At 57.2% G+C, this 10,938-nt stretch carries 10 protein-coding genes and 1 tRNA gene; 9 read left to right on the top strand and 2 right to left on the bottom strand.

Going from position 1 to position 10,938, the window contains the following annotated elements; translation table 11 throughout:
• Nucleotides 1-115: 115 nt before the first annotated feature.
• Nucleotides 116-625 carry a hypothetical protein gene (locus tag HAT86_RS16180; protein WP_167200295.1) on the bottom strand — a complete coding sequence of 170 codons (510 nt, stop codon included), beginning with the start codon at nucleotides 623-625 and terminating at the stop codon, nucleotides 116-118.
• On the opposite strand from HAT86_RS16180, the gene HAT86_RS16175 reads away from it, so the two are divergent.
• Nucleotides 624-1,685 carry an ADP-ribosylglycohydrolase family protein gene (locus HAT86_RS16175; protein ID WP_167200292.1) on the top strand — a complete coding sequence of 354 codons (1,062 nt, stop codon included), beginning with the start codon at nucleotides 624-626 and terminating at the stop codon, nucleotides 1,683-1,685. The two genes, HAT86_RS16180 and HAT86_RS16175, sit on opposite strands and share 2 nt — an antisense overlap.
• A gap of 130 nt (nucleotides 1,686-1,815) precedes the next feature.
• On the opposite strand, the gene HAT86_RS16170 is transcribed toward HAT86_RS16175, so the two are convergent.
• Nucleotides 1,816-1,891: transfer RNA gene (locus HAT86_RS16170), tRNA-Thr, on the bottom strand.
• 370 nt (nucleotides 1,892-2,261) lie between these two features.
• Here HAT86_RS16170 and dctP point away from each other — a divergent pair.
• The 8 genes from dctP (at nucleotide 2,262) to HAT86_RS16130 (ending at nucleotide 10,865) form a co-directional block, all read left to right on the top strand.
• A complete protein-coding gene (dctP, locus tag HAT86_RS16165; protein WP_167200289.1) occupies nucleotides 2,262-3,362 on the top strand; it encodes a TRAP transporter substrate-binding protein DctP in 1,101 nt (366 codons plus the stop codon).
• 86 nt (nucleotides 3,363-3,448) lie between these two features.
• A complete protein-coding gene (locus tag HAT86_RS16160) occupies nucleotides 3,449-4,702 on the top strand; it encodes a TRAP transporter small permease subunit (protein ID WP_167200286.1) in 1,254 nt (417 codons plus the stop codon).
• 3 nt (nucleotides 4,703-4,705) lie between these two features.
• On the top strand, nucleotides 4,706-6,064 hold the full coding sequence (locus tag HAT86_RS16155; protein ID WP_167200283.1) for a TRAP transporter large permease: 1,359 nt from the start codon (nucleotides 4,706-4,708) through the stop codon (nucleotides 6,062-6,064).
• Between the two features lie 398 nt (nucleotides 6,065-6,462).
• Nucleotides 6,463-7,686 carry a porin gene (locus tag HAT86_RS16150; RefSeq protein WP_231125947.1) on the top strand — a complete coding sequence of 408 codons (1,224 nt, stop codon included), beginning with the start codon at nucleotides 6,463-6,465 and terminating at the stop codon, nucleotides 7,684-7,686.
• 139 nt (nucleotides 7,687-7,825) lie between these two features.
• Nucleotides 7,826-8,659: a sulfotransferase domain-containing protein gene (locus tag HAT86_RS16145; protein WP_167200280.1), complete on the top strand. Its 834-nt coding sequence runs from the start codon at nucleotides 7,826-7,828 to the stop codon at nucleotides 8,657-8,659.
• Nucleotides 8,652-9,524, top strand: a complete 873-nt coding sequence (locus HAT86_RS16140; protein WP_167200277.1) for a sulfotransferase domain-containing protein — start codon at nucleotides 8,652-8,654, stop codon at nucleotides 9,522-9,524. Before HAT86_RS16145 ends, HAT86_RS16140 begins: the two co-directional genes overlap by 8 nt.
• Before the next feature lie 86 nt (nucleotides 9,525-9,610).
• A complete protein-coding gene (locus HAT86_RS16135; RefSeq protein WP_167200274.1) occupies nucleotides 9,611-10,111 on the top strand; it encodes a hypothetical protein in 501 nt (166 codons plus the stop codon).
• A gap of 40 nt (nucleotides 10,112-10,151) precedes the next feature.
• Entirely contained in the window at nucleotides 10,152-10,865 is a 714-nt protein-coding gene (locus HAT86_RS16130) for a heparan-alpha-glucosaminide N-acetyltransferase (protein ID WP_167200271.1), read from the top strand.
• The last annotated feature ends 73 nt before the right edge of the window (nucleotides 10,866-10,938 follow it).

Here is a 10,938-nt window from a genome sequence, read left to right as displayed (position 1 = left end):
ATATGCCTCAAAAGCATGGAATCACAAAGCAAGCATCATGGGAATCCTGAATCTGATCAGGGGCGACACGCTCTAAAGCATTTGTCGTTGCTATTTCCCTTCGCAGATATTGCCGTCATCGCCGTGCTACATCGCTTTGACGTAACTCTTGCCGCACACTGTGGAACGTCTCTGCTTTGTCATCCCAGATTGCTACGACCGAGCAGCTATCAGCGCCAGCCCCACTTTGGCCGGTGCTGTCTTCGCATCCACTTCCATGGATTGGGATGATCACATAGACACCCTTTTCAGAGGCGATTGAATGAGGTCGATGTCCGCCTTGGCGTTCAAAGACTTTATCGTCTACGATGATGTAAAAACCGCATCCGCCTGTGCCGCAGAAAGGATGGCCGGCGTTTTCGCACCAAAAATCCGGATACACGACCGTGCCTGTTTTTCCATTTGGCGTCAGCTGGATGTCATAGACAGTGCTCTCCAAGGGGCGGAGCTCTGGAGGTCCCTGGTCGCTGATGTCCTCGTCAATCGCTGGAAGGTCAGGCTGCATTTCATTGCATTCAGTTTGGTAGTGCTCAAAGATTTGCGCAACGAGTTCTTGCGCATAGGCGGGCACAGACGTCACGATCATGACTGACAAGGCGGCTATAATGCTTCTAGCCATGACACTTGCTCTCCCCGAGTTGTTTGTGTTGCTTCGCACGTTATCAGGCCATACGCACCACACAAACCGTCTCTCCGAAAGCTATTCAAATAATGCTGGTATCATGAATTACATAGACCCCAAGAGCGCTTCTGTCGGCTGTCTAGTCGGCTTGGCTGTCGGTGACGCGCTGGGCGCACCTGTCGAGTTTTGCAGACGGGATACGTTTGAGCCAGTGGTTGGCATGCGCGCTGGTGGGCAATTCAACCTGCCAGCGGGCGCGTGGACTGATGATACGGCAATGGCGCTGTGCTTGGCTGACAGTCTACTAGCCGACAGCTCGTTGGTTTGTTCGGACTTATTGGACCGTTTTATCCGCTGGGCAGAAAAAGGTGAAAACAGCAGTACCGGTGTCGCGGTTGGCATTGGCCAGAACACGCTAAGGACTTTGGGCAACTACCGACGCACGGGGGCAGTGAAAGCAACGCGCTTTGGCGCAAAGGCAGATGGCAACGGTGCCATCATGCGGTTGGCTCCGGTTCCCATATTGTACTGGCAAGACCCATTGAGGGCACAGCAGGTGGCTGTTGAGCAGAGCCAAGCCACGCATTGCTCGTCGTTGTCAGATGAAGCTTGCGCTTACTTGGCGCTTGTTCTGACACGACTGATCGCAGGGCAGGACTGGAATGACGCGCTCGCAGTTGACCTTGCGGCTGGTTGCAGCCCTGAAATGCAGCAAATCGTTGGTCGTGCATGGGAACACAAAGATCGTCACGAAATACAGACAACAGGGTATGTGATTCACACGTTAGAAGCCGCCTTGTGGTCAGTGGCCATCACGTCTTCTTTTGAAGAGGCAGTTTTGCTCGCGGTTAATTTGGGTGACGATGCGGATACCGTGGGAGCAGTGACAGGGCAGTTGGCTGGCGCGTTGTACGGGTTAGGGGCTCTGCCAGCGGCATGGCTAACTGGGCTTAGGGCCGGTGAGGCTATCAATGCGCGAGCTACGGCGCTCTTTTCAAAGTCCCGCAAAACGTTTCAGATTTAAAACTCAGGTGGCATTTCAGGGGGTAGGTCTTTGACACCCACGCCGCTAATCAACGCACTCTTGTCTCGCTGAATGTCTCGCTTGCACTACATTTAATGCAAGGCCTTACACGCTAAGTTATTGATTTTTATGGTGCCCCCAGAGAGACTCGAACTCCCGACCTACTGATTACAAATCAGTTGCTCTACCAGCTGAGCTATAGGGGCCGATCTTGGCGTCGGGATGTTGCCGCGCGAAGATCTTGGTGCGGATGCTTAGTTGCATAGTCGCGCGATGGTGTCGATAGTTTTTTGCACAAGAGTTGAATGTCTTTTTGGGTCGATATGAAAGGGCGAGTCGGGGCTGGTGCGCTGCGGATGCCCGCTCAATTGCGCCGGACGTCAAGTGGCGTGCAGTCAGAAGTGATTTTCCAAACCGTTGATTTTGAACGGATAAAAACAACCAGAAAATGCACAATGGGTTGAAAGGCCAGTAATTGGAGAAAACACTTTACCAATTCGCAAAGTGTTTATTATTGTCGATCTTGTTCAAGGAGGACGGTCTGGCGCGTGCGTGCCGGACCAAAGGGAGGAAAAAATGACCAAAAAACCTATTTCACGCCGCGCAGCGCTAAGCGGCTTGGCCACGGCAGGCGCTGCTGGCCTTGCCGCGCCATCTCTTGCCACGGCCCAAGGGCAAACCACCACGTGGAAGGTGCAGACCTCGTGGCCGGGTGGCATTGGCTTGCAAATTTTCAAGGATTGGGCGGACTCCATCGTCGAAAAAACTGGCGGCGAATTGGCCTTTGACTCGTTCGGCGCCAATGATGTTGTCGGGGATTTTCAACTATACGACGCCGTCAAGAACGGTGTTCTGGATGCCGTCAACCCGTTTACCATCTATGCTCAGGGCATCATTCCGGCGGCGATGTTCCTGACCAGTTACCCGATGGGCCTGCGCAATCCGCATGAGTTTGACACCTTCTATTACGGTCTTGGTGGGCTTGAGTTGGCGCGCGAATTGTATGCCAAGCAAAACATGCATTTCGTCGGCCCCATCCATCACGGTCCGAACGTCATCCATTCGAAGGTGCCGATTCGGTCGGTGGACGACTTCGCGGGCCGCAAGATGCGTGCGCCCGGCGGTATGGTTGCCGAGCTGTTCTCGGCGCTTGGTGCGAAAACCACGCTTCTGCCCGGTTCGGAAATCTTCCCGGCGTTGGAAAAAGGCACCATCGACGTGGCCGACTATGTTGGCCCGGCGGTAAACTATGCCCTCGGCTTCAGCCAAGTCACCGATTACATCTCGATGGGCCCTCCGGGCTTTATGTCGGTCTATCAGCCGGTCGACATCATGGATCTGACCGTTGGTATGGATAGCTGGAACGCCCTGAGCGACGAGATGAAGCAGTTTGTCGAAATGGAAGTGCATACCTATTCCGACATGCATCATGCCGCGATTCAGAAAGCGGATCAGGAAGCATGGGCCAAGTTCGAGGCGGACGGGACCGAGGTCACGCGTCTGAGCCAAACCGATGTCGAAATCATGACCGAGGTGGCTGTGCCGATCTGGTACAAATATGCCAACCGCGACAAGGACGCGGCGCGCGTGTTCAAAATTCATCTGGATTACATGATGTCGGGCTCGCTTGGTTACGTGACCCCAGAGATGATCGAGGGGCAGACACTGGATCTTTGATCCGACCCCTGACTGACCATCACAGACGCCCCCGGTGACCCCGGGGGCGTGCCATGTCATCCGACACTTTGCACGGAACATTCAATATGCCCAGCATCGACTTCATACTGCCGCATTGGCTGTATTGGGGCACGCTGATCGTCTTTCCTCTAGTTGCCATGGTCATGGCACGGCGGACGCAGACCAGCGGGTATTCGACCCCGATCGCTTATCTTATCTTGCTGACCGGCGGGCTTTTGGGCCTGCATCGGTTGTATCTTCGCAACATGTGGGGGCTGATCTTTATCCCATTGTTTTTTCTGATCTTGTTTGCCAACGGGCAGGGCCGCGATGCGCGCGAGGTGGAATCCGAGGCATCGAATGTGGTGAACAGCGCACAGCGCGTGATAACCCGTCTTGAACCCAAGGTCAGCGGGGCCGATGAAAAACTGGCTCAGCTGCGCGCCGATCTGGCCGAGGCCGAAGAGGGCAGTTTCGCGCAAATGCGGGCCGAACGAGCGTTGGAGAAAGCGCAAGACACGCTTGCGGCGGACACTGACCGTCTGGAGCGGTCGCGCACCGATCTTGAGGCCGCACGCCCGGCACTGACCGAGGCCAGCGAGGCGCGGACCTTTTGGTCAAATGTGGCCTATTACACCTTTCTGGTGATTTGCGCCCTGATTGCAATTGACGCCGTGTTGCTGCCGGGCATGGTGCGCCGCGCCCGCGAGCGCCTTGCGCAAGAAGAGGCCGCCAAGGCCGATGCGCCCGGTAGTTTGATCGAGATCGAGCACGAAGCCGCCCAAAGGCTGGAGCAGATCGAGGAAGACGAAGTCAAACGCGACGAGCATCATATTGGTACCGGTTTTATCGGTGCGATTGACCGTCTGGCGTTTTACGCAGGTGAATTCGTTGCCTACTGGGCCGTGATCGCCGTGTTTGCCTACTACTTTGAGGTCGTGGCGCGATATGTCTTCAACTCGCCGTCGATCTGGGTGCACGAAGGCATGTATCTGATGTTTGGGATGCAATACCTGATCGCCGGTGCTTATGCGGCGTTGACTGACGCGCATGTCAAGGTGGACGTGTTCTATGCGGCGTGGTCGCCCTTGCGCAAAGCACTGGTCGATCTGTTCACGTCGATCTTTTTCTTCATCTTCGCGGGCACGCTGCTGGCGACCGGATGGATTTTCGCCATGGACGCAACCGTGGTGAACGAAGTGTCGTTCTCCGAGTGGCAAATCGCCTACTGGCCTTTCAAATGGGCTATCGTTGTGGGCGCTGTGCTGCTGGTACTGCAAGGAATCGCGAAATTGGCACAGGACATCATGATCGTCCGCAACAGCCTGCAAGGAGCCTGACCGATGGGACTTGAAATGGAAATCGGCTGGCTGACGCTGCTGATGTTTGGCAGCCTTGTGGTGTTGCTGATGGCGGGGCTTCCGCTGGCCTTTGTGACGGGCGGTCTGGCCTGTGTGTTCCTGTTCATTCTGGGCGATTCCCAGACCCTGAACATCGTGCCGTCGCGTATCTTTCCGCTGATGACGAACTATCAGTTATCGGCCATTCCGCTGTTCATCTTTTTGGCCGCCATGCTGGAAAGGGCAGGGATCATCAACGAGATGTTCGATGTGATCTACAAACTGCTTGGCGGGGTCAAAGGTGGCCTTGCGGCGGCCACGATCATCGCCTCGACAATCCTTGCGGCCATGGTGGGCGTGATTGGCGCAGCGGTTGTAACGATGGGTATCATCGCGCTGCCGGCGATGCTCAAGCGCAATTACGATCCCAAGATCGCCATGGGCTCGATCATGGCGGGGGGCACGTTGGGGATCCTGATCCCGCCGTCCATCCTTGCGATCATTTACGCCGTGGTGGCCGAGCAATCGGTGGGCGAGCTGTTCATCGGCGCGGTCCTGCCCGGCCTGTTGTTGTCGGGGATGTATATCTTCTACGTCTCGGCGATGTGCTACATTGATCCGGCCAAAGGCCCGCCGATCCCCGAAGAAGAGCGTGTGAGCACGGCCGAAAAGCTGCGTCTTTTGGGGAACATGGCGGCACCGCTGACGTTGATTGCCGTGGTGCTTGGCGTGATCTTTGCCGGGATCGCGACGCCGGTCGAGGCGGCAGGCATCGGCACCTTCGGCGCGTTCATCGTGGCGGCCATTCATCGCAAGCTGACATGGGCCACGGTGCGCGAGGCTTGCATGACCACGCTCAAGGCCAGCGCGATGGTGATCTGGATCATGTTCGGCGCGACCATCTTCGTGGGGCTGTATGTGCTGGAAGGCGGGCAGGAATTTGTTGAAAGCACGATGACGGGCCTTGGTCTGGGGCCGTGGGGCATCTTGATCTTGATGCAGATCATCCTTGTGGCTTTGGGGATGTTCTTGGATTGGGTCGGCATCCTGTTGCTGGCGGTTCCGATCTTTGTGCCGATCATCAAGGCGCTTGGCGCGCAGGCGTTCGGGCTTGGCTCGGAAGGTGATCTGGTGCTGTGGTTCGGCGTGCTTTATCTGGTGAACATGCAGATGAGCTTCCTGTCGCCGCCCTTTGGCTACGCCCTGTTCTACCTGCGCGGCGTTGCGCCTGCGGAAATTCCGATGAGCGACATTTTCAAATCGGCCCTGCCGTTCCTGTTCTTGCAGATTGTGGGGTTGGTCGCATGTATGCTGTTCCCGCAGATCATCACGTGGCTACCGGGCTTGGTCTACGGCGGGTAGCGGGACCAAACGCAAACAGTCGAAAACACGCAGGCCGGGCATTAAGGTGCCCGGCTTTTTCGTGCTTCTGCGGTGCCGATCAGACGGCGACTCAGGGCTGCGGTGTGCGGGCGCTCAAACCCCGCAGGCAGGCCAAAACACACCGCGCGCCCACCCGCCACCAGTGGCGGGTTTCCGCCTGTAAAGCCTGACAAAAAAACGCTTTCCCCTTATTTCACTGGAAATCTGCAAAGCGGCCAAAAGGGTGTGTGGTTTAAACGTCACATAATAGACAACAACGCCTTTGCGCTTGGCCGGTTCGTTGACACCAAAGGGGTGTTTGGCGCATTTCCTTTCCATGCCGTGTCCGATCTGGGCTGCGGTGGAACATGAAACTTCCTGCTTGATGGAGGAATACCTTGAAAAAGCAACTTCTCACTACTACAGCCGCTATCGCAATGGTTGGTGGTGCTGCTACGGCCCAGGAATGGAACCTGGACTGGGGCGGTTACTACAACATGGACGTCCTGTACAACGACGCATCGGGCAACAACATCCCCTCGAACGTTGATCTGGACGGCATCAACATCCACCAGAACGGTGAAATCCACTTCAAACCCAATGTCACGCTGGACAACGGCATGACCTTTGGTGTGGTCGTCGAAATGGAAGCGGCCAACGCAGGCGGTGGTGCTGACGGTATCGATGAATCGTACATGTACATCGAAAGCGACACGATGGGTCGCGTCGAAGTGGGTTCGGAAAACTCGGCTGGTTACAAGCTGAGCACTGGCGCACCTTCGGTTGGCTACGGCATCAACTCGCCCTCGGCGACAGCGTTCCATCCCATTGCGTTCTCGCCGGTTGGCACAGGTCAGGGCCGCACCGCGTTTGGCTCGTCCTTCACTGAGGTCGCTGGTAACAACGACACTGCGCGTATCAGCTACTACACGCCCAGCTTCAATGGTTTCACTGCTGGTGTGAGCTACGCACCGACCGGCAACACCAACGTTGTCAACTCGGGCCTTGTTGATCGTAACGTCGCAACCAATGACATCTTCGACATCGGTGTGAACTACAGCCAGACTTTTGGCAATGTTGACATGACCCTGTCCGCACGCTGGGGTACTGGCGATGCTGGCACGGACCAGACATTCGTCAACAATGGTCCCGATGGTATTGCGGACACGTCTGACGACGTTTACTCGGTTAATGCTACTCAGCCCGGCGACCCGGAAACATGGGCTGTTGGCGGACGCATGGCCGTTGCTGGCTTCACCTTTGGTGGTAGCTATGCTGAGAACGAAACTGGCGCACAGTTTGGCATCGGCGACAACGAAGGCTGGAGCCTTGGTGCCACCTACGATCTGGCCGGTCCGTGGACTGTTGGTTTCGACACCTACCAGGGTGAAGCAACCGTTGCGAACATCGCCAGCGGCGCAGCCGCCAACGTTAAAGATGAGTACGAAGCCTACCAGATCGGCGCAGAGCGTGAACTGGGTGCTGGTGTGGCATGGCGCATCTACGCGATCCAGTCGGAAACTTCGCGTAAAAGCGGTGCTCTGAACGCATTCGGTACCGGCGTGTCCAAGCTGAAGGTTGAATCGACAGCTGTCGGTACAGGTATCCGCCTGAACTTCTAATCTGAAGTTACGGCGAACTTGAAGGGAAGAGCGGGCCTTGTGCCCGCTCTTTCTTGTTTCAGACCACCGGATTTTCGCCTAGAACGGGCCGCAACTGTGGCGGCGCGCCGCGTGACATACACCAAAAACACGGGTCATCATGAAGAACAGCATTGTCTGGCTGGCCAGCTATCCCAAATCGGGCAACACATGGGTGCGGGCGTTTCTGGCCAATTACCTGTCCAACGCGCAAACGCCCGTCAGCATCAACGAGATCTACAAATACGGCCTCGGCGATAATATCCTTTGGATGTATCAACGTGTGGCCGGTGGCCCGTTCGATCTGGACGATACCGAACTGTCGGTCAAACTGCGCGGTCGGGTTCTGGCCGGGATCGTGGCGAACAACGCCGATGTCAATCTGGTCAAGACCCACAACATCAACCATCATGTCTATAACATCCACCTGATCCCGCCACAGGTGACACGCAGCGCGATCTATATCATGCGCAACCCGCTCGACATGGTCAGCAGCTATGCCCGCCATTTCGGCCTGACCGTCGAAGACGCCGCACATAACATTTGCCACCCGCATAACGGCACCGGGGCGTATGAAAAGAACGTGGCCACCTTCATGGGGTCATGGTCGGACCATGTGAAAAGCTGGACGCGGGCCTTGCCCTATCCGGTGCTGGTGCTGCGTTACGAGGATATGTTGGCCCAGCCAGAGGTCGAGTTTACCAAGGTGGTGCAGCATTTCGGCATGTCGGTCGATCAAGACCGACTGGCGCGGGCGATCAAGCATTGCAGCTTTGACGAGCTGAAGCGCCAAGAAAGCGAGCAAGCGTTTATTGAGCGTTCGGAATATACCGACACGTTCTTTGCCAAAGGCCAAAGCGGGCAGTGGAAAGACGAACTGAACCGCCGGGTGATCAAGGATATCAAGCGCGGCAACCGCGATGTCATGAAAAAATATGGATATTGGGATGAGTAATCTGCAACGCATCATCTGGCTGGCCAGCTACCCTAAATCGGGCAACACATGGATGCGCAGCCTGTTGGCGCATTACTTCATGCCCAAGGGGCAGGCGCCGGATATCAACAATCTGCGCCAGTTCACCACGGGCGATATCCGCAAGGATTTCTTTGCCCGCGCCAATGGTGGCACGCCGTTCGTGACCGACAGTGTCGAAGACTGGATGCAAATGCGCACCAAGGCGTTGCGCCTGATTGCGGCGTCAAAGCCCAACCATCATTTCGTCAAGACCCATTGCCAGGCGATCCGTCTGTTCGATCAGGATGTGATCCCGCCCGAGGTGACCGCCGCCGCGATCTATGTGATGCGCAACCCGTTCGATCTGGCCCCGTCTTTTGCCCGCCATCAGCGATGCGATCTTGATACCGCGATCGACATGATGCTGAACCCCGAGATGATGACCAAGTTTGATCAGGGTATTTTCGAGTTTCTGGGCAGTTGGGGCAATCATCTGAGCGTCTGGACGCAGGCCCCTGGCCTGCCGCTGCACGTTGTGCGCTACGAGGATTTGCTCACCAAACCCGGCCCCACCATGCGCGCGCTTTTGGGCAAGTTCCTGAAGGTCGACGTGGACAGCAAAAAACTGGCCTATGCCATCAAATCCACCAGCTTTGACGCGATGAAAAAGCAGGAGGAAACGCTTGGCTTTGGGGAGCGTCCGCCGGGCATGGAGGCGTTTTTTGCCAAGGGCCGGGCCGGTGTTTGGCGTGATGATCTGACCCCGGCGCAGGTGGGCCGCCTGCGCGAGGCGTTTCTGCCGGTGCTGGAGCAGTGGTATCCCGAGATGTTGAAGGACACGGCCGAGTTCGCCGCCCAAACCTGATCTGCGGCATGGTTTGCAGGCGCGCGATATTGGGCTAGGATATCATGCAAACGATCTGAAACCTGTGCCGATAAAGGAACTGCGCCATGAGCTATCGCAAAGCGGTGTCTGCGGTCTGTCTGATCGCCTTGGCGGGCTGCGTTCCGCTGGAACCCGAGGCCGTGGCCCGCTTGGGCCCGTCCCCGGCCTTGGGCGGTGGCACCTATACCAGCGGTGGCGGCATTACCGTGGCCGCCGACCTGCGCAACCAAGAGGGCCGCACCATGCTGTGCGGTGTCTGGGCGCAAAGCCGTCAGCAATCGGTTCTGACCAAGCATGTGGAGCGCAAGGTGCTGGGAACGGCCGCAGTAAGCTTGGGGAATGAGACATTGGCGCGCGGGCTGGTGTTCATGCCCGAAGTCAGCCCGCGTGCCGATTATGCCGGGGCCGAGGCCGGCTGCGTGATCACCGATCGTCCTTGGCGCACAGGTGACGAAGACCGCACGCCCGAAATTCGCATTCCGCGGCAGGTGGTTGCCGATCAAAGCGACGAAAACGGCACGATGATCATAGAATTCAAACCGACAGGGCCGGGCGCGGGGTTGTAGGCCGATGGCAAGTGGAGCAGGGGCTAAATGCAGCCGCCCTGTGGCCCGGATCGCCGCTGTGGATTACGCGCGCACCTTGGCCCTGTTGGGCATGGCGATCTACCATTTCACCTATGATTTGGCCTTGTTCGGGGCATTGCCGCCGGGCACAGCAACGCAAGGCGCGTGGCAAGAATTGGCGCGCTTGGTTGCGGGGAGTTTTCTGTTTCTCGCCGGTGTCAGCCTTGTTTTGGCGCATGATCAGGGGCTGCGCGCACGGGCGTTTTTGCGGCGGCTGGCGGTTGTAACACTGGCGGCCGCGGCGGTCAGCCTTGTGACATGGCTGATGGCGCCGGAATTTTTCGTATATTTCGGAATTTTACACGCGATCGCATTGTCCAGCGTGATCGGCTTGGTGTTTCTGCGCTTGCCCGCCGGTGTCACGTTGGCGGCTGCGGCCCTTGTATTGGCGGTGCCGTGGCTGGCCGAGGCCAACGGCTGGTATCTGCAGCGGCCCATATGGCTGGGCTTGGCGCAATTTCCGCGCCCGGCTATGGATTTTGAGCCTGTTTTCCCTTGGACAGGCGTTTTTCTGGCCGGGATGGGCTGTGCGCGGCTGGCCACCCGGTATGGCCTGTGGACGTGGCTGGCGGCATGGCGCGTCTCGGGCAGGGGGCTGCACCTTGCGTTGGCTTGGCCCGGCCAGCACAGCCTGATGGTTTATCTGGTGCATCAACCTGTCTTGTTCGGTGCGGTCTATGTCTGGGCCAAATGAGTTATGACTGGATCTGGTGTTTGGGCGATTTGAAGGTTGGCGGCGTATCTGGTTGAATTGTTGTTGCGAGACA

Origin of the sequence: Roseovarius gahaiensis (assembly GCF_011601345.1) — a bacterium.
Lineage (GTDB): Bacteria > Pseudomonadota > Alphaproteobacteria > Rhodobacterales > Rhodobacteraceae > Roseovarius > Roseovarius gahaiensis.
The sequence above is the reverse complement of the archived record's forward strand: the minus strand, read 5'-3'. Positions and strand labels throughout refer to the sequence as shown.

Coding starts and splice junctions, on each gene's coding strand:
- HAT86_RS16175 (WP_167200292.1), top strand. CDS start 624: ATGACTGACAAGGCGGCTATAATGCTTCTAGCCATGACACTTGCTCTC.
- dctP (WP_167200289.1), top strand. CDS start 2,262: ATGACCAAAAAACCTATTTCACGCCGCGCAGCGCTAAGCGGCTTGGCC.
- HAT86_RS16145 (WP_167200280.1), top strand. CDS start 7,826: ATGAAGAACAGCATTGTCTGGCTGGCCAGCTATCCCAAATCGGGCAAC.
- HAT86_RS16140 (WP_167200277.1), top strand. CDS start 8,652: ATGAGTAATCTGCAACGCATCATCTGGCTGGCCAGCTACCCTAAATCG.
- HAT86_RS16180 (WP_167200295.1), bottom strand. CDS start 625: ATGATCGTGACGTCTGTGCCCGCCTATGCGCAAGAACTCGTTGCGCAA.
- HAT86_RS16155 (WP_167200283.1), top strand. CDS start 4,706: ATGGGACTTGAAATGGAAATCGGCTGGCTGACGCTGCTGATGTTTGGC.
- HAT86_RS16135 (WP_167200274.1), top strand. CDS start 9,611: ATGAGCTATCGCAAAGCGGTGTCTGCGGTCTGTCTGATCGCCTTGGCG.
- HAT86_RS16160 (WP_167200286.1), top strand. CDS start 3,449: ATGCCCAGCATCGACTTCATACTGCCGCATTGGCTGTATTGGGGCACG.